This is a genomic window from Anaerovorax odorimutans (assembly GCF_024459955.1).
GTDB lineage: Bacteria > Bacillota > Clostridia > Peptostreptococcales > Anaerovoracaceae > Hominibacterium > Hominibacterium odorimutans_A.
Genome location: NZ_JANFXK010000013.1, coordinates 53,565 through 72,018, shown reverse-complemented (window position 1 = coordinate 72,018; position 18,454 = coordinate 53,565). Strand labels below are relative to the sequence as shown.

Here is an 18,454-nt window from a genome sequence, read left to right as displayed (position 1 = left end):
GTATCATCATTTTAGTTTTTCTTTCAGTCTGAATATTACGTCCGCAAATCCCAGGATCAGCAGAACAAGCTTTCCGAAACCGGAAAAAAGAAAGAAGATGATGATGATAACAGCGATTGCCTTGGGTGCCTTTCTTTTATAACAGAACATGAAAAGAACGGACATCCCCTGAAGGCAGAACACAAAGTTAAACAATGCGTTTATGTTTCCATACAGCAGCTCTCCCGCATGCATTCCTGTTTTTGCTAAAATCCAAGATAACAGGAATATTACTACCCAACCGATAATAACATTTCTTGGGAGATCAAATTCTCGGAACTTCGGCATCCTAAGCGCGGGGATACCTTCCGGTTTTACAATTCTGCTAAGTATAATATATTCGATATAAGCTGCGATTGCTGTAAAGATGCAAATGGTGGAGGGCACTAAATTAGCAGCCTGTCCATACACCTGAATTAAAAGCTGTACCCTTTCTGTCTCAGTGGTCTCTTTTCCAAGCAGTTCCCCAATCATTGGGTCCTTTGCCACTGTCTGGGCCATATAGCGGACACTTTCCTGGATCGTGTCTAAGATCCCGTTTCCTGTGGCAGAAGCAATTATCATGATAAGAATTGATCCGATAACTCCTGCAAAGATTCCTTCCAGTACCACCCGGTAGGGCGACAGTTTCTTTCCCATGGCCGGTATCATCACGGGAACAGGCAGAACGAGCGCCGCTATAAAGATAAAAGTCAAATACATGAAAGGTTCCTTCCTCGCGGCAGTACCGCAAATCGATGGTTGAAGTTCATTATAACATAATTAAGAGCTCTTGTCTGCCACTAGATGTTGTGCCTTTTTTCTGCTAAAATACCTTATAGGAAAGGAGGGTGTTTTTTTGAATAAAATGACTATATGCCTGGTCAGCTGTCTCTTGATGGCATCCACATCCGTATTTCCTCAGATATCCAATACCCCCGGCACCGTTTATAAAGACGGTTTTTCTTATCACGAAATCTCCCCTGCTATTGAATCGAGAATTACAGGAAGTTCCTACCGGGAAAATCCGGACATCTCTCTGGATGACCTGCGATACGTGAAAATCAAGTATGTGGATTTTGAAGGAAACGAAAAAAGCGGAGAGCTGATTGTCAATCGCAGAATCGCCAAGGATATCGCGGAAATTTTTTATGAATTGTATAAACATGAATATCCTCTGGAAGAGGTCTCTCTTATCGACAATTACGGGGCCAGCGATGAAAAATCCATGGAAGCCAATAACACCACATCCTTTAACTATCGAAAGATCACCGGCAGCAGCAGTTTGTCCCGCCACGCCTGCGGCATGGCCATCGACATCAACCCCCAAATAAACCCTTATGTGAAGGGGAATACAGTGCTGCCCGCAAACGGCAAAGCCTATGCGCAGCGGGACGAGAAAAAATGTACCGGAAAATACGCCTCCGCTATGATACAGCGGGGTGATTTTATCTACACTCTTTTTAAGAAACATGGCTTTTCCTGGGGAGGGGACTGGAATTCGCTGAAAGATTACCAGCACTTTGAGAAGTAGCCCTGGGCCGGAACCGGGCGCCTCAGTCTGAAGCGATCCGGGCCGAGCCGGAGCTGGGTGACCATGCCGATCCGGGCCGGGCCAGTTCGGCTCGCCTCGGGCTCTATGGTAACTCGAGGCCTTTTTTTGAAGAAAGTTACGCACTTTTCAACGATTTCACGGCCTCGGAAACGGCCGGAAGCACAAATCTTCACTTTCTGCCGCTTTGAGGGCCCGCAAACCCACATCTTTGCGTAACTTTTCTCTTTTTTTCGAAAAAGTTACCGCCCTGGCCGGGCAGGGTTGGGCCTAGATCAACTTTTCCCATATCATTATGTAAGCTGTTCAAACTTTTCTTTTTCATAACTATATAAATATCCTCTGTAATCGAACTCCGTATAATCTTCATATCCTCTGCAATTACCGAGAATTTTTAAACTCGTCTTTTCTATTGATCCAGCTTGTTACATCTATTCTATAGTACTCTTGGCTGCATCCCACGTTGCTTTCCGAACCAATAATAGCAGGTACTATCTGCTTATTTACAAGTTTTGTAAACTCCGGTGCATCTTTTTTATAGATTTCTTTATACTTACGCCCATCCTTATATGTATTGTCTTCCTGCATCAGGTTTCTAAATTTGTGAAAAAAATCTATGGCTTTCATTTTATTATCTCCTCTTTCCAAGATATAACGATTGTGGTAACTCGAGGCCTTTTTTTGAAGAAAGTTACGCACTTTTCAACGATTTCACGGCCTCGGAAACGACCGGAAGCACAAATTTTCACTTTCTGCCGCTTTGAGGGCCCGCAAACCCACATCTTTGCGTAACTTTTCTCTTTTTTTCGAAAAAGTTACCGCCCGGGGTCGGGCCGGAGCAGCTGAGCCAGCCCGGACCGGGCTGGCTTGGTTAGTTTGAAACAGCAACCTACAGCAGCTTCTCAAACCCTTCTGTCGAGTATTCTTTTCCTTCGTTTTTCAGGGCCAGCGCTTTTTTCAACAAAGCAAAATTCTTCCTGTTTATCGGATAGAGAATCACGCAAATGATCGATGTCAGTGAAATGATGGCAGGCGCCAGTGTATTCAAAAAAAGGATTCCTTGTTTAACAGTCTCCGTCTGAACTTCTGCCATACCGTCATACCCCACGCCGGAAAGCAGAAGGCCGCTCAGCCATATGGCAATAGCCGAACCTACCTTTTGCGAAAACAGAATCAGTCCGGAAATGGCACCTTCCTGTCTTTTGCCTCCCTTGAACTCCACCACCTCGTTATAATCATAGACCAACGTTGCGCCAACGGTCCAAAAGCACGCACTACAGAGGGAACAAAGGCATGTGAACACAATCAGCTCCCCAAAGGAATTAATATTATGGAAATAGAAAAAAACACTTGCGGTTATGGATAAGGTGACCGTAGCAATAAGGGCCGCCTTTTTTTCTGTTTTGTTCGACAAGACATTGCATATGGCGATAGCTATGATATAAATGATCGAATAAAAAGTCCAGTACAACGCTTGTTGTGCTTCGTTAAGCCCCAGGTTTGAAGACATTAAATAAACAAAGGCAGCTGTGCTTACCGCACCTGAAAAGATAAAGGTCAGGCGAAGTAAAATTAGATAAATCATGATTTTATCTTTCAGCAGAGGCAGATAGCTTTTGAATACGCTGCTCAGACTGACTGCTCGCTGGTCCATGTGAAGCGTCCTCTGGTCCGCCATCTCGCGGCCTTTGAGGGAGCGCCATGAAACAAGTCCGCAGCAAAGTCCCACTACAGCAAACACTGCGGCAGCGATCGTCCATGCGTTGCCATAGCTTACTCCACTTTTAACCACCCTGTCGATGACCACCATCGGCCCTGCTGTAACAGCCCATACTGCGATGTATATGAAATAACCCGCCATGCACTGGATCGTTACGCGTTCGTCGTAATCCTGCGTAATTTCTGCCCCCAGTGAAAAATATGGAATTACAAAGCCGGTGTAAAAGGTTCTGAATAGCAGTGCAATCAGTACATAGTACGCAATGGAAGCCGCAGTTCCAAAGGCAACGGGAACAAAGAGCAGCACCATAGTTATGGATAAAGGCAAAAGCGAAACCAGCATAAACGGCCTCCTCCTGCCGAAGCGGGAAGTACAGGTGTCCGACATATGCCCGACCACCGGATCTGTGACAGCATCCCATAATAGGGCAATCATAGAGATTGTCCCACCCAGCGCTGCGGGCAATCCCGCCGCATCCGTCAGGAAAAAGAGAAAATAGATACTAAACATATTATAAGGAATCGAATCGGCCATTTGACCTATCCCATACCCAAGCTTAACCTTATAAGGAAGTTTCTCCGTACGATTCATATCCTCACCTTCTTTCCTCGAAAAATGCTTTCAGGTTCTTTTGATATTTTTCGATGTCTGCCTGCGCGGCAGCTTTTTTACCAAGCTGAGAGGCGCCGATTTTTTGCATCCGCTTTTCATATTCTTCCGGATTCCTAGCCGGTGCTGTCATATTATGAAAAACAGGAGCAGCTGTTACATCTTCCGCAAAGGGCATGGGTGGGGAGAAAAGCTTGAGATGCTGCAGATAGTGGTCCATAAAGCAAGTCCCGTATTCCCGGCATCGTTTTACCAGGTCCAGATCCAAAGTCACCGTCGCTATAGCCTCTTCCTGCTCCCCTTCCCAAAGTAAATTTCCTTCCGGTGAAATAACCTGCGAGTGTCCATACAGTTGAAACGCTCCGAACTTGCCCACACAGTTGGTGGAAACCAGGTACGCTTGATTTTCCAGCGCTCTGGTGTAATGGACATGTTTATTCAGTTGATAGAGCTCCTGTGGGTCCATGGTCAGCTTAATCAGGACTTCGGCGCCCATGAGAGTTTCATTTCTGGAAATTTCGGGGAAATTCATGTCGTAACAAATTTGTACGCCTATCTTGGTCTGTTTTTCCGGGAGGTCAAAGGCCACATAATGATTTCCCGGCGCTGCGAATTCTTCCGACGGATACCATGGACACATTTTCCTGTAGACATCAATCAGGCGACCCTTCGGATCATAGATAGGAGCCGAATTGTAGTACATTCCTTTTGGCAGCTCCTCACTGTACTCATAGACTGTGCCCGGGATAAAATAAATTTCATATTGCTTTGCCAACCGGGCAAAATAGTCCGATGACGGGCCGGGTATCGGCTCCGGCGTATAGCATTGCAGACATTCTACGCCCACCACCAGCTCCGGCTTGTGATAGCCGGACATGATGCGAGAAAGAGCATCTTCCAGATACTCGTAATTTTGGGCTGTATCCTTTGATATCGGCATTTGTATAATGCCCACGTTTAAAAACCTTCCCATTTTTGGTTCCTCCTCATATTACAGAAAACTAAAACGATCATTTGCGCAAATTTAATTTTATAATTTGCAAGATACGTGCCACCAAAAATGTCTGAAAATACGGAATAAACACACTCTTTTCTTCTGTTTTTCCTTTGCGTTTTAAAAAAGTGTATAAAAAACTATACACTTTTTTAAGGAATTATTTTATTTTTCCGCCTGTTGTGTCTAATAAATTATACATTGTCTATAAATTTATACACTTTTGCTGATGCCATCGAGTTTATTGTATAGCGTTGCCCGGGAAATTTTTAAAAGTTCTGCGGTTTTCTGTTTATTGCCGCCACAGAGATCCAGTGCCTTTAAGATCACTTTCTGTTCCGCCAGATCTCTGGCGCGCTGAAGCGGATTGCTTTCGGACAGAAAATCGCCGTCCAGCTCCGGGTAGAGCGCTTCCGAAAGAAAGTCGCCCAGATCGCTTAATTCGATACGCTTGCCGCCGCAGAGGTTCATCGCCCGTTCGATCAGATTTTTTAGCTCCCGCACGTTTCCGGGCCACCCGTATTCATTGAAGACCTTCATGACCTGCGGGGAAACTCCTTCAACATTTTTGTTCAACCGGTCGTTCATTTCGCGGATTCCCTGCTCTACAAAGAGACCGATATCTTCCTTTCTTTCCCGGAGAGGTGGGATTGTCAGACGTATCACATTGAGACGGTAGTACAGGTCCTCCCTGAATTTGTCCTCTCGAACCAGCGCCGCCAGATTTTTGTTGGAAGCGGCGATGATTCGCACATCCATGGGCTTTACTTTTCCGCCGATCCGGGCAAACTCCCTTTCCTGCAGCACCCGCAGAAGCTTTGGCTGGATATGATAGGGCAGCTTATCGATCTCATCGAGAAAAAGGGTTCCCTTTTCCGCCAGCTCCAGCTTTCCTGCTTTCCCGCCATGCTGCGCGCCGGTGAAGGAGCCTTCTTCATAGCCGAAAAGCTCCGACTCGAAAAGGTTTTCCGGAATCGCGGCGCAGTTGATTTCGATCAAAGGATTTTTCCGCCGCTTGCTCAGGTTATGTATGGAATGGGCCACCAACTCTTTCCCGCAGCCTGTTTCCGCTTCAATGAGAACCATCGATTCCGAATCGGACATACGAAACAGCTGTTTCTTCAAGTCTAAAATACCCGGGCTTTCTCCCAGAATGTCGGAAATGGAATACTTGATATTTTTCAGCCGCTTGTCTTTGGTTGTAATCAAATCGATGCTGTCGGAAAAATCCAAAATTCCTTCTTCCGTTAGTTTCACCAGTTTGTCAAAAAGCTTTTTTAGATCTTCCGCATTGCCGAACAGATCAAAGTCCATGGCCCCTGCCAGCTTCCCGTCCTCATACAAAGGCCTCACTCTGGCAATGTTGATGAAACCCATCGTAAGATATACGGCCAGATCGTCGTTGCTTCCCGATTCCAGCAAATCGATCAACTTGCTGGTGGGATGGATTTCTCGGATATCTTTTCCTACCACCTGCTCAGGAAGGCGCTCGCCGCTGATGCTGGAAATCCTTTCGCGCATATCTTCCGAAAGGTAGCGTATCTTTCCTTCCTGATCAATGACAACCAGGCCGCCGATATGATCCAGTATCCGTTTGCATTCCTCCGGCGTCAGCTGAAAATCCTGGTGCTTGTTCTTGCCCATCTTCGATCCTTTCTTTCTATACCGTTCTAAAGAAAAAACGGAACCCGCATGCGTTAAGCCTGCTGATTCCGCTTGTTTTTTCTCTTAGTCTGCTGTGTATGGCAGCAGTGCAACGATTCTTGCTCTCTTGATTGCTTTTGTTACTTCTCTCTGGTGTACTGCGCAAGTTCCGGTAATTCTCTTAGGAAGAATCTTACCTCTTTCCGTTACATACTTTTTCAGTTTTTCAACGTCTTTGTAATCTATGGTTTCTGTCTTGTCCGCACAGAACTGGCATACTTTTTTTCTTCTCATGCCGCCGCGTCTTCTATCCATGACATTATCTCCTTTCTCTTAGAATGGGATGTCCTCATCCTCGATGGCCTGGAATCCTTCCGGGATGCCCATGTCATCCTTCTGTGGAGAAGAGGCCTGCTGTGGTGCCGGTCTATCGCTTCTTTCGTTCCGATCACCCCAGTCTAAAAATTCTACGTTATTGGCAACAACTTCCGTTGTGTATACGGTTGCTCCGTCCTTGTTGGTGTATTTTCCCGTCTGTATACGGCCCTGCACTCCTACGAGTCTGCCTTTTCTCAGGAAACGTTCGCAGTTTTCCGCCTGTTTTCCAAACACAACGACGTTGGGAAAGTCGGTCTGCTTTTCGCCTCCGGATCTTACAGGACGGTCGATAGCCACGCTGAATCTGGCAACCGCCATCTGTGTTTCGGAAGTATATCTTACTTCAGGGTCCCTTGTTAATCTGCCGATCAGTACTACGTTATTCATACCCGCACCCCTTTATTTCTCATCTTTGTTGATGATCATGTGTCTCATTACGTTATCTGAGATCTTGAGTCTTCTGTCTAATTCTTTAGGCAGCTCTTCGCTGGCTTTGAATTCGACAACGACATAGTATCCGTCATTTTTCTTCTGAATCGGATAAGCAAGTTTTCTCATTCCCCATACATCTACTTTGGAGACTTCGCCGTCGGCGCTGATGATCTGCTTTACAGTCTCAACAGTCGCTTCCTTCTTCTCCTCTTCGAGAACTGGGTCGATAATGAACATAACTTCATAATTTGTCATTCGTTTCACCTCCCTGTGGACTAAATGGCGCCCGCCTTCTGCCGGCGCAGAGAGCATTAAAAATTTCAATGCCTTTCTATTATACACGAATCCCAAAAAAATGCAAGAAAAAATCTCAAGTTTTTCTTGCATCTGCCTGCCTAAACCTGCCCGGCTACAACGGAATAATCAGCCCGCCCATGATGGTTTTCATCATTTCTTCCGTCAGCTCCATGTCCCAGCTGTAGTTATCGTTCTTGGTCAGCTTGACCGTCAGCTTCTGCGCCTGTCCCGGCTCTGACTTGCTGGCCTTTTCCACTTGCTCAGCGAAGATGGACAGGCATTTGGCGTTGAGATTTTTCTTGTTTACCTTGCCGGAATAGAGATTTTCCTCCATATAGGAATACGCCTTTTCCTGGTACTTTTTCAGCACCTTGCTGAAATCCGAATTGGCGACTTCCACTTCCACCGTTGCCGCGGTTTCATCCTTATTCTTTTTCACAGCACCGATTTTGTAAGTAAAGTTTTTAAACAAGCTATCGTAGATCAGGTTCAAATCCTCTTTATCCCCAGAACTGTGGAGAAGCATGTTGATATCTTCATTGGCTGTGTATAAAATCAGTGCGTCTTCATTTTTTGTTTTCAGCCCGTTAAAAAACGCTTCCGTTACTTCCTCCGGCTCGGTGAGTGTCAAGGTTTTCGTAAAGTCTTTAAGGCTGCATCCGCACAGACCTAACGTCATAAGGGCTGCCATCAACAAGGCTATCGCTTTTTTCATATCATTTCTCCATATCAACTGTCGTGTTACAGCATGTTTTCATTATAGCATATCTAAAGCCTGCGGTTCAATGCAGGCGTTTTTCTCCGGTACGAAAATGCCACGCATTAGATATTTCCTATATTATAAAAAGCCATCTCAAATTTTGACATTTTGATTAGAAAAAAGTAAAATAAGAAGAGTATCAGGAAAGGACAGGCTTATGGTTGCTGTTACGAAAAAGAAAAAATCGCGGAAAAGCTTTTGGATTCTCCTTGCTATAGATCTTCTGCTTTTGATTGTTATATGCGCTTCTGTTTTGGGCGTGCTTTGGGCCGCACAGAACCTGGTGAAGGAAGCGGAAAGAAACGAAGCGGCTAAAGTAGAAGCCATGTATAAGGAAGCAAAGACCGTGAACATTCCCAACGCGCTGCGCACTTACACGGCTGATCGGCTGACAAAGCAGGAGTCCATACCTGCCTACTCGATTGATCAAATATACAATCTGGATCTTCGCAAGCCCAGCGGTGTAACGGCGGCGGATTTAAAACTGGTGACAAGCGCTGGCCTTGTGGGGCTTGAGGATGCCTTTGTCGATGCGGAGGAAAAGTACGGGGTAAACTGTGTCTTTCTCATGTCCATCGCCTCCCTTGAGAGCGCTAAGGGAACCATGATGTTCAGGCCCAACAATATGTTTGGCTACGGTCGGTCCGGATTTTCTTCAAAGGCTGAGGGAATCAACGTTGTCGCCAAGGGGCTTTCTACGAAATATTTGAAACCGGGCGCCAGCCTCTATGGAGGAAGTCCCACCGTTAAAGGTGTCAACAAGCGTTATGCGGCTAACCCCCAGTGGTATGCCAAAGTGGGCAATTACATGAAGGAATATTATGCCGTAATCAGCAAAAGGCACAGCGAAGCGCTGAGTAGAATGAAATAAGAGGGAGAAAGGCCAGGTACTCCATGTTCGAAGGAATTTTCTTTTTTACATATATTTTTGCCGGATTCGTCGGCTTTCTAGTAATTCTTCTGGTGGTACTGCTGGCAAAATACTGGTCTTCGGGAAACAAGCGACTTCTCGCCTCCATCCGCAATTTCATGATCTGCACAGCCTTTATTGACGCACTCTATTTCTATATTGACTACACCGTGCTTAAAACCGGATTCCATTCGGCCCCGGCGCTTGTGAGGGTTCTGGATATCTTTACGTTTATCGGTCAGGTTTACTTTTGGACTGCCTATATCCGCGAAAAAAGCCAGCTGCCGGAGACAAAGAATGAAAAAATGAAGTTGTTTTCTTTGATTTTCTGTGTTATCTGCCTGGTTTTTTCCGGTATCTGCTACGGTTTTCTCATGGATGGCTATTATCTTGTTTCAGCAGGCTTCCAAAGAAGCTTTTCTCTGTTCAGCGAAGTCCTGGTCTGCGTATTCCTTACGTTTATTACGATTTGGCACCTCTTTAAAGGTTTGTCCGAGATCGTGCAAAAACAGATACGGCGGCTTGTAACTTCTATTTCCATCGTTCTCATGGCAAACGGGCTTTGGAACGCCTTTCTGGTTATTGGTATTATGATCGGTTCTTTGGATCCCCAGTATCCGAGCTTTGTCGATCCCACTTCTCTTTTGCTTCTCATCACCAATCTCTTAACAATCTTTTTACTGTGGCATGAGGATTTTACAGCCCTTTTTCATATTGAAGAAAAAGAGCCGGAAAACGACATAAACAGCCGGCTGGATTTTATCGCCCAGACCCATTCTTTGACCGAACGGGAGCGGGAAGTTCTGGAATTGGCCTATGAAGGGCTGACGAATCCAGAGATTGCGGATCAACTGATTATCTCCAAGTACACGGTGAAACGCCATATGCACAATATATTTGAAAAGCTTGATATTTCAACAAGAATGGAACTCGTTCATTTGGTAAATCAGGAAAATGGTCCAGGTGGACCATTGTAATTCAGGGGCTCTTTAAGTAAAAATTAGAATCGTCAGAAATATTTTATTATTCTTATTTTGAAAGGAGAGCAAAACAATGAAACGAAGGCTAAGAAAAATAATCTGTGTCGCGGCAGCGGCCGCGCTCATTTTTTCCATGACAGCCTGCGGCGGCGGATCGAGCATAAAATCAGATCTTTCTATGGCTCCCTCCGTTGAAAAGTATCTGGAAAAGGTAGACCATGAGTATTCCTATAATATAGCGAAAACTCTTGCCTACGATGAAACGTATCTTTCCAATGATCTCGGATGGAGAACCGCCGGCTCTGACGCAGAACACAAGGCTGCTGATTATCTGGCCGGTGAAATGGAAGGTCTGGGACTGGAAGATGTGGAAAAAGTACCGGTAACAGTAGATAAATGGCAGTTCAACGATGCTTCTCTAACCGTAGAAGGTACGAAAATCGATATCATGCCTGCTTCCTATGCGACCAACGGCACGGATAAAAACGGAATCACCGCCGAAATCGTCGATGTTGGAAACGGTTTTGCCGCTGATTATGAAGGAAAAGATTTAAAGGGTAAAATCGCGCTTGCCGGTGTGGACCAATGGAATGTGGCCTGGATCGACCAATATATGAACGAAGCCGCCCTTCATGGCGCCGCAGCCATTGTTACATACGACACAGGCGGCTATGCGACCTATTCCGACGATATGATCAATATGCAGGATGTCTGCTCAAAGGATGTAATTCCCTGTGTCAGCATCAGTAAAAATCAATACAAAGAGCTGGCAGAGGCCATAAAATCCGGAAACTCTCAGGCAACGCTGAAAGTAGATAATATTATGGAGCCGGACAAGGGCACCAGCTATAATGTAATCGGAAAAATTAAAGGAAAGTCCTCCGACCAGCAGATCATTGTCTCCGGCCATTATGATGTATATTTCAACGGATTCCAGGATGACAGCTGCGCCATAGGACTGGTTCTTGGTATGGCTAAGGCCATGAAGGATTCGGAGTATACGCCTGAAAACGATATTGTCTTTGTAGCCCACGGGTCGGAAGAATGGGGCGCTACGGGCAGCCAGTTCGACTGGACCACCGGCGCCTGGGAAATGATTAATCACGCTCATCCTGAATGGGCCGGAAAAACCATCGCCATGATTAACTTTGAACTTCCTGCTTTCTATGATGGAATGGAAGAAAGTCAGATCAGTTGCGTACCGGAATTCGCTTCCATTGTTAAGAATTTTGTGGAAAGCTCCGGGCTTGCCGCATCTCCTGCAAATGATATTTATCCAAAGGGCATCAGCAGCACTTCCGTTGATACCAATTGTCTGGAGGATGGCGTTTCTTACCGTGCCAGCGGAGTTCCTTACTTTATTAACATACCGGGCACACAGGACGGCGATAAAGGCTGGATGCAGCAGCGTTACCATACGGTAGCCGACGATAAGGATACTTACAGCGAGGATGTTATGACAACAAATCTCAATACCTATGGTTCTCTGGCTATTTACCTGGATCAGACGCCTGCGCTTCCTCTGGATCTGACCGCTACCTGCGATGATCTGGACGAAGCCTTGAATGAAGATATGGCTAAGGCTGCCGGGGCCGACTCCACCGCTTATAAGACAGCTGTCTCCAATCTCCGGAACGCTGCGGAAGGCTGGAATAAAAAAATTGCCGATATCAATGACCGCTATGAAAAAGCTGTCTCTGACGGAGAACCGGAAGAAACTCTTCAGGCTATCCGCGAGGAGGGAAAAGCGCTGAACAAGAAGACCCTGGAAGCATTCAAATATGTTCAGGATCATTTTATCGGCATCATCCTCACTTCGGATGTGGTTGTCAAGCATCTTGCTTATCAGTCCAACATTGAACTGATTTCCGGCGTAACCGCAGCCCTGGAAAAAGGTGATCTTTCCAACGAGGATGAAAAGTCCGGCGCTCTGGACATCGCCTGGAACATTAATGGCGGCGCAGAATTCGGCTATTATAATTTCAGCCCCGAAACCTGCAAAGCATCAGAAAACACACTTCTTGAAAAAACAAATAAAGGCAATATCTTCTGGGGAACCGGAAAAGGCTCTGAACTGGCCGATACTAAGGATGCCACTCTTTCAATCCTTGAAAAAGCGGCAACTGTTGAAAAGGGCGGAAAGGCAACTTATGAAAAGGAACTTTCCATCTACGGAAAAGCTCTAAAACAGCAGCAGAATGGATTAAAAAATACCATGGCCGCAGAGACAAAAGCCATGGGAGAGCTGAATGAAATGCTCAAATAAAAAACGTGTGCATGACGGAATCAAAGATTCCTATGTACATATGCCGCCCCGGAAGTTCTTCTCCGGGGCGGTAAACTTTTTTTGAAGACTTACTTTTTTAAGATCCCCTTGTACACCGCCCGGCAGAAGCAGGGAAGGGCCGCAGGTTTGCGACCAAACTTCAATTTTCCCGGCAAATCCCGCAACCATTAGCCAAAAAGACACACCTTGGTCGCAAATAGTGAAAGTTCTTCGTTGTGGTAACTTTTCTCAAAATTAATGTAAAGTTACGCAAAGTTGTGGGTCTGCAAAAGTTCGAAACCGTGAAAAATGACAATTTGTGCTATTGCCGCGATCGAACCGGCCGCGCTGCAGGGATTGATCCATATGAAAAGCGACCCAAAAGGCAAATTGCGATTTTTCTCAACACACAGCGAAAAACTGAGCTTTTGTTGAACTTTTTTCAAGGATATAGACCCTGCCAGCACAAAATTTCGCTCAAGATATAGCTTTGGACAGGAACAGAGGCCGCAAGCCTTGGAAATACTTCAACAACCGAGGCAAAACGCACTCATTGTTGAACATAATACGCATATTGCTTAAAAAGGCTTCGACCTTGCGGCAATTCCGCTTTTAATTGGGAAAAATCGTATAATATTTCTGCAGCTTGCTTTTTGGTTTTTCCGGCATGGTCATAGCTAATTCGCCGCTCTCCAGCAATGGTTTGATATACCGCTTCATCACATAGAATACGGTCTTTACCCCCAGGAACTCCGCGATTTCATTTCTTGATTTCGGTTCCCGGCAAAATTCCAGCAGGCTCTCAGGAGTCTTGCCTTCATCATAAGGCTTCACTTCCTCAGCCACCATCATGCTTCCCGACTTTTCGCTGCCATTGTACAGGGTCACGACAAACTCATTTCTCCTGTTCTCAAAGACAGGCGCCGGAAGTCCCCACTCCTTCATTTCACGTATAATCGTGGGAATTCCCGAATAGCGATTTTCTGCTCCGGTAATGCTTTCCGTCATAACCGCAAGAGCCGGATTCCGCAGATCTGCCTTTACTTTACCCAATTGCTCTACGGTCAGCCTGCCGTACAGTGTTCCGGGGCTGTGGATTTCCAGGCGGTCTGCGAAAAAATTGATCTGCACGGGTGTCCCTTCCGTATGAAAGCTGTAATCCCGATGGATGAGCGCATTTAAAACAGCTTCTCTGATCGCCTTGATCGGATATTCGGTTTTATCGTCCCTCATTCCGGTATCGGGGTTTATGATTGTTTTTACTTTCATGTTCCGTTTGCAGAAGGTGATAGCTTCCTCAACCATTTCCGCTATGGTTCCCTCAATCCGTTTATTGTCGATAAATCTGGCATTATATTCACCCACGTCCCCTATTTCATAGCCGGGCACAACAATTGCCGTTATTCCCAGCTGAGGAAAAAGTCCCTGGGGATAGACGCAGAAATTCAGCAGTGCCGCAAGTGTCGGGATACCTTCTCTGGTTAAATTAAGCATTTCATAAATCTGCTCCTTTTCCATCAGAGAAAACTGGGGTCGTTCATTCTTTTTTTCATGGATGTAGGCCGCGACTTTATCCTGGTTCAGCAGTTTTAAGGACGCCCGCTCTACCTGCCTCTCATCGTCATGAAGATGAGCGCGATATGCTTCATACGCATACAGCTCATAATCGGTCATCGGCAGATCGGCATCGCCCACTCGTATATAAGAGCCCTTTACTCTGCCGATCCCCTTATAATAACAAGGCCTCTTTGTCAGCTCAATTCCCGGGATTTCCGCACAGCAGATATTTACTCCCTGATACTCCGCAATCGTAAAGACGGCCCGCACCGGCGGTTCCATCTGATTACACTGCTCCGTAATTCTTTTCTGCAAATCCTGCAGATCGTACACGCCCACAGCCTCAAACTGTTTTTTTTCATTTAAACCGAAAACCAGCGTTCCACCGCTGTCCTGGTTGGAAAAGGAGGATAAGGTATCATATAATTTTTTCGGGCAGCCTTCATGTGCGGATTTTACTTCAATGACCTGCGCTTCGGCCTGCCTTTTCTGAATTATTTTTGCTAATTCTATCAAATCCGTTGTTTGCATAAAAAACACCTTCTTTGTTGTTTTGTTAATTTATTTTAACAAAATTAACAAAGAAAAGCAACAAAAAATAAAATTAACAAACATTTCTGTTTGTTAATTTTATTTTTTTCAAATTCTTATTAATTATTTTATTTCCATAGCTTGTCCGGATAAAGACCTTTATCCTTCATGGACTGCAGCGCCGCAACAACATTTTCCTTGTCAGCCCGGTAAGTAACACCATACCATTTATCCTGGGAAGGAAGAACTTTTACTGTCGCTTTTCCTTCTTTCACCAACCTGTCCGCAACCATCGGCAGATAATATTCTCCCTTCAGCGGATTCTCCTTCAAAGTCTCATTTAAAAAGGCTGGAAAGCCTTTTTCCATCTCTTCCATCATGCTCTTGGTGAATCCCCAAAAATTCATAGATACCGTTGTCCCGTCAGCAAGAGGTACCCAGGTCTGACCTTCATCCTCTGAGTAACAGATTCCTTCCGGGCGGCGCATGATCTTAGTACGCTCAGTGACCTGAGTCAGATTTCCGTCTTCCGTAATATCGCATACGCCCCGGGCAACATGTCCGTTTTCCGTAATGGTATTTTCCAGCTTAAAGCCCACCATGCAATACGAATAAGTCTGTCCGTCCTGATGATTGACAAGAAAATCGTAAATGCTTGCAAAGCCGCTGGCCCCATAATAATCATCAGCATTGATTACTACGAACGGCCCGTCGATCAGATGTCTGCAGCTGAGTACCGCATGAGCTGTACCCCAGGGTTTTTCCCGGCCTTCGGGAACCTGGTAGCCTTGCGGAATATCATCCAGCTTTTGAAAAGCATAACGCACTTCCATGTGTTTTCCCGCTCTCTCATCAATCAAAGCCCGAAAATCAGCTTCCATTTCTTCCTTAATAACAAAGATGACTTTTTTAAAACCGGCCATCATCGCGTCATACAGAGAAAAGTCGAGAATAATTTCACCCTTGTCGCTGATGGGATCCATCTGTTTAAGCCCGCCGTATCGTGAACCCATCCCTGCTGCCATTATAATTAAAGTTGGTTCTTTCATAATGCTCCCTCTCTTTTTTCATAATGATTCTATTATACGATGAATTTCACCTGCCCGCAAGCTTGCTGTAAGGCCGTATCTGTCGTATACTAGATATAATCTTCTCTATATACGGCGTTGCCGTAAAATTGAATATGTTAAAATTACAAACAAGCGAGGTAAAAGATGGAACAGGAAAAAGCTCCGAGAATCTTTGTAATCGGTTTTATGGGCAGCGACCGAAAGGGGCTGGCAAGGGCCGAAGCGGAAAAGCGAGGGTATCGCGCTCTTGATCTGGATGAGCTGATTGAAAAGAAAGATGGCCGCACCATTCAAAGAATCTGCATGATGATGGGCGAGCATGAATATCGGAATCAGGAATATGAGATGCTTTGCCAGTTACAGGAAGAGGAAGGAATTGTAGTATCCTGCGGCGACGGCGTTTTTCTGGATGATATGAGCCGTGAAATACTGGAAAAAAATAAGGTACTCGTGGCGGATTCCCAGGCTCTGCCGGAGGAATTATGGGAACGCGCTAAGGAGCAGAAAGGACTTCCTTACGCTTTTATGAGTCAAAGCGATAACTCGATAAAAAAGAAAAAGTTCTTTGCTCTTTACGAACAGAGAAAACCGTTGTATAATCAATTTATATCAAGGCCTTAGGAGGTTTCTCTATGATTTATAAAAGTGAAGACGCAGAAAAGAGAAGCGCATTTGCCGTAGCCGATAAAATGGTTGCTGCTGCTAAGACAGCACCGAAGGGTTGCGGTGAGGATAAAGTCGTATCTCTTATTTTAGATGGAAACGATAAAGATATTCTCTGCGCGCACATGCGCGATATTGCCAAAGAGACAGGCGCTGATTTCTTTAACCGGGACGCCAATAATGTGGACAACAGTCACTGTATCGTTATGATCGGCGTTATCAACGATCCGCTGGGACTGGATAACTGTGGTATGTGCGGGTTTGAAAACTGCGGCGAAATGGCGAAAGCCGGAGCCAACTGCGCCTTTAACGTAACGGATCTGGGTATCGCAGTGGGATCTGCTGTTTCCATCGCAGCTGACAACCGCATTGATAACCGAGTACTCTTTTCAGCAGGACAAGCTGCTCTGCGGATGGGATGTTTTCCTTCCAAGGTCAGAGTCTGCTTTGGAATTCCTCTCTCCACTTCCTCAAAGAGCATCTATTTTGACCGCGATCCTGACAATGTGATGGTTTAAATAAAAGATAAAAAAATGTCCTGAACTTACTCAGGGCATTTCTTTTTTTGTATATTTTTCTTCCATGAAAATGAGTATCATCAGAATTGCCAGACCCAGGCACCAGCCTCCCAAAACATCCGTTGGAAAATGCACGCCCATATAAATACGGCTCAATCCGATGAAGATCCAGGGAATAGCCAGCAGTACAGTCAAAAGGTTGGCTTTTTTCTTGTCCTTCACATATCGCCTGACCAGATAAATCAACATCCCGAAAACAACCATGCTGGTTATGGAGTGGCCGCTTGTAAAGGAATACCCTCCCTGCTCGATCAAATGCAGGCTCACATCCGGACGGGGCCTCTGAAAAATCACTTTGATAATTTTATTGAGCGCCGTAACTGTGATAGCTCCCACGGAAACCGGTATTCCGTAGCGAAATCTAGTTTGCCTGAAAATCAGCAGCAGGATACAAAGAGCCGTTATGCTCTGCCAATTTCCCATATATGTAATGACCTTGAGAATTGGAGTCAAAACATCGTTTCTCAGAGAATAAATCCATTCCCGTATTACCGTATCAAACGCCAGCTCTTTTCCGGTCGCCACAAAACAGGCGATAATAATGAATCCGGCCAGCCCTGAGAGCATGACAATCGTTTGTTTTTTCGACATAATCTTAATAATCACCGTCCTCCCTTTTCTCTTTTAATTATATACTTTTTCCATTAAAAATACACTAAAATTGTGGTATAGTAGATATACTAAGATTCAGGAGGGATTTATGAAGATAATACGCAATATTCCGGGATTTTTTAAACTCTGTACAACTCTCAAGGAATTAAACCAATACAAAGGTGAAATAGAGGATGCCAAAGCAAAGGGCGATGTTGAAAGGGAGTGCTACAATATCCTTCAGGCTGAAAAAGTCTGGTCCCGCAATGTTTTGAAGATGTTCGGATCTGAGCTGGTGGTACACGGAGAAGAAAATCTTCCACAGGAAGGTCCCGTTGTTTATATCGGTAACCATCAAGGTTATGCGGACATTATCGCTTATGCGGCGGCGCTCAATACGATTCAATTTGGATTTGTGGCAAAGGAAGATCTGGGTAATATTCCTTTATACGGAAAATGGATTCGCAGAATACGAAGCGTTCTTATAAAAAGGGATGACCCCCGCGCCTCATTAAAAGCTATCGATGAGGGCATAGAATTGATAAAGAAAGGGTTTTCACTGATGATCTTTCCCGAGGGAACCAGAAGCAAAGGCCCTCAGCCCGGTGACTTTAAAAGAGGCGCCTTTAAGCTTGCGGTGAAGCCAGAAGTTCCTATCATTCCCGTATCTCTTTCCGGAAGCTATAAAATGTATGAGGAGACCGGAATTTTGAAAGGAACGAGAATCGATGTCATGATTCATCCTCCGGTGGAAACAAAGGGACTTTCCAGAAAAGAGGAAAAGGAAATGTGCCTGGCTGTTGAAAAAACGGTGAAGGATGGAATTGCAGAGCTGCAGAAGCTGCAGGGTGAAAGATGAAGGAAAAACGAAGATTAACATTAAGAATAAAAAAGTTGCCGCAAA

General features: G+C 45.3%; 19 protein-coding genes. 7 read left to right on the top strand and 12 right to left on the bottom strand.

The features are described 5' to 3' along the window. Positions 1–6 precede the first annotated feature (6 nt). Entirely contained in the window at positions 7–741 is a 735-nt protein-coding gene (locus NE619_RS12070) for a DUF2232 domain-containing protein (protein WP_256132677.1), read from the bottom strand. A gap of 145 nt (positions 742–886) precedes the next feature. Between NE619_RS12070 and NE619_RS12065 the strand changes: the two genes are divergently transcribed. Continuing rightward, positions 887–1,552 (top strand): M15 family metallopeptidase, encoded by a 666-nt coding sequence (locus NE619_RS12065; protein ID WP_256132723.1) that lies wholly within the window; start codon positions 887–889, stop codon positions 1,550–1,552. A 399-nt stretch (positions 1,553–1,951) separates the two neighbouring features. On the opposite strand, the gene NE619_RS12060 is transcribed toward NE619_RS12065, so the two are convergent. The 8 genes from NE619_RS12060 to NE619_RS12025 form a co-directional block, all read right to left on the bottom strand. After that, the gene (locus NE619_RS12060) at positions 1,952–2,197 is read right to left on the bottom strand and encodes a hypothetical protein (protein ID WP_256132676.1); all 246 of its coding nucleotides are present in this window, start codon (positions 2,195–2,197) and stop codon (positions 1,952–1,954) included. A gap of 262 nt (positions 2,198–2,459) precedes the next feature. Continuing rightward, complete coding sequence (locus tag NE619_RS12055; RefSeq protein ID WP_256132675.1) at positions 2,460–3,881, bottom strand: MFS transporter; 1,422 nt, start codon at positions 3,879–3,881, stop codon at positions 2,460–2,462. A 4-nt stretch (positions 3,882–3,885) separates the two neighbouring features. After that, entirely contained in the window at positions 3,886–4,872 is a 987-nt protein-coding gene (locus NE619_RS12050) for a carbon-nitrogen hydrolase family protein (protein ID WP_256132674.1), read from the bottom strand. Positions 4,873–5,106: 234 nt separating this feature from the next. Continuing rightward, positions 5,107–6,537: a sigma-54 interaction domain-containing protein gene (locus NE619_RS12045; protein WP_256132673.1), complete on the bottom strand. Its 1,431-nt coding sequence runs from the start codon at positions 6,535–6,537 to the stop codon at positions 5,107–5,109. 84 nt (positions 6,538–6,621) lie between these two features. After that, the gene (gene rpsR / locus NE619_RS12040; protein WP_256132672.1) at positions 6,622–6,852 is read right to left on the bottom strand and encodes a 30S ribosomal protein S18; all 231 of its coding nucleotides are present in this window, start codon (positions 6,850–6,852) and stop codon (positions 6,622–6,624) included. Positions 6,853–6,870: 18 nt separating this feature from the next. Further along, positions 6,871–7,302 (bottom strand): single-stranded DNA-binding protein, encoded by a 432-nt coding sequence (locus NE619_RS12035; RefSeq protein WP_256132671.1) that lies wholly within the window; start codon positions 7,300–7,302, stop codon positions 6,871–6,873. Positions 7,303–7,314: 12 nt separating this feature from the next. Continuing rightward, entirely contained in the window at positions 7,315–7,602 is a 288-nt protein-coding gene (gene rpsF, locus NE619_RS12030; protein ID WP_256132670.1) for a 30S ribosomal protein S6, read from the bottom strand. Between the two features lie 154 nt (positions 7,603–7,756). Next, on the bottom strand, positions 7,757–8,359 hold the full coding sequence (locus tag NE619_RS12025) for a DUF5105 domain-containing protein (RefSeq protein ID WP_256132669.1): 603 nt from the start codon (positions 8,357–8,359) through the stop codon (positions 7,757–7,759). Between the two features lie 202 nt (positions 8,360–8,561). Between NE619_RS12025 and NE619_RS12020 the strand changes: the two genes are divergently transcribed. From NE619_RS12020 to NE619_RS12010, 3 genes are all read left to right on the top strand, one after another. After that, positions 8,562–9,275 carry a glucosaminidase domain-containing protein gene (locus tag NE619_RS12020; RefSeq protein WP_256132668.1) on the top strand — a complete coding sequence of 238 codons (714 nt, stop codon included), beginning with the start codon at positions 8,562–8,564 and terminating at the stop codon, positions 9,273–9,275. A 23-nt stretch (positions 9,276–9,298) separates the two neighbouring features. Continuing rightward, positions 9,299–10,291, top strand: a complete 993-nt coding sequence (locus tag NE619_RS12015; RefSeq protein ID WP_256132667.1) for a response regulator transcription factor — start codon at positions 9,299–9,301, stop codon at positions 10,289–10,291. 76 nt (positions 10,292–10,367) lie between these two features. Then, entirely contained in the window at positions 10,368–12,560 is a 2,193-nt protein-coding gene (locus NE619_RS12010; protein WP_256132666.1) for a M28 family peptidase, read from the top strand. A gap of 612 nt (positions 12,561–13,172) precedes the next feature. Here NE619_RS12010 and NE619_RS12005 read toward each other — a convergent pair. Continuing rightward, entirely contained in the window at positions 13,173–14,648 is a 1,476-nt protein-coding gene (locus NE619_RS12005) for an ATP-binding protein (RefSeq protein WP_256132665.1), read from the bottom strand. Positions 14,649–14,776: 128 nt separating this feature from the next. Continuing rightward, entirely contained in the window at positions 14,777–15,697 is a 921-nt protein-coding gene (locus NE619_RS12000; protein ID WP_256132664.1) for a nucleotidyltransferase family protein, read from the bottom strand. Positions 15,698–15,862: 165 nt separating this feature from the next. On the opposite strand from NE619_RS12000, the gene NE619_RS11995 reads away from it, so the two are divergent. Together NE619_RS11995 and NE619_RS11990 are read left to right on the top strand one after the other, a co-directional pair. Next, on the top strand, positions 15,863–16,339 hold the full coding sequence (locus tag NE619_RS11995; RefSeq protein WP_256132663.1) for a shikimate kinase: 477 nt from the start codon (positions 15,863–15,865) through the stop codon (positions 16,337–16,339). An 11-nt stretch (positions 16,340–16,350) separates the two neighbouring features. Continuing rightward, positions 16,351–16,899, top strand: coding sequence for a ferredoxin domain-containing protein (locus NE619_RS11990; RefSeq protein ID WP_256132662.1), 549 nt, complete (start codon positions 16,351–16,353; stop codon positions 16,897–16,899). A 30-nt stretch (positions 16,900–16,929) separates the two neighbouring features. Here the strand turns inward: NE619_RS11990 and NE619_RS11985 are convergent, their stop codons facing one another. After that, the gene (locus NE619_RS11985) at positions 16,930–17,565 is read right to left on the bottom strand and encodes a phosphatase PAP2 family protein (RefSeq protein ID WP_256132661.1); all 636 of its coding nucleotides are present in this window, start codon (positions 17,563–17,565) and stop codon (positions 16,930–16,932) included. A gap of 94 nt (positions 17,566–17,659) precedes the next feature. On the opposite strand from NE619_RS11985, the gene NE619_RS11980 reads away from it, so the two are divergent. Further along, the gene (locus NE619_RS11980) at positions 17,660–18,409 is read left to right on the top strand and encodes a lysophospholipid acyltransferase family protein (RefSeq protein ID WP_256132660.1); all 750 of its coding nucleotides are present in this window, start codon (positions 17,660–17,662) and stop codon (positions 18,407–18,409) included. The last annotated feature ends 45 nt before the right edge of the window (positions 18,410–18,454 follow it).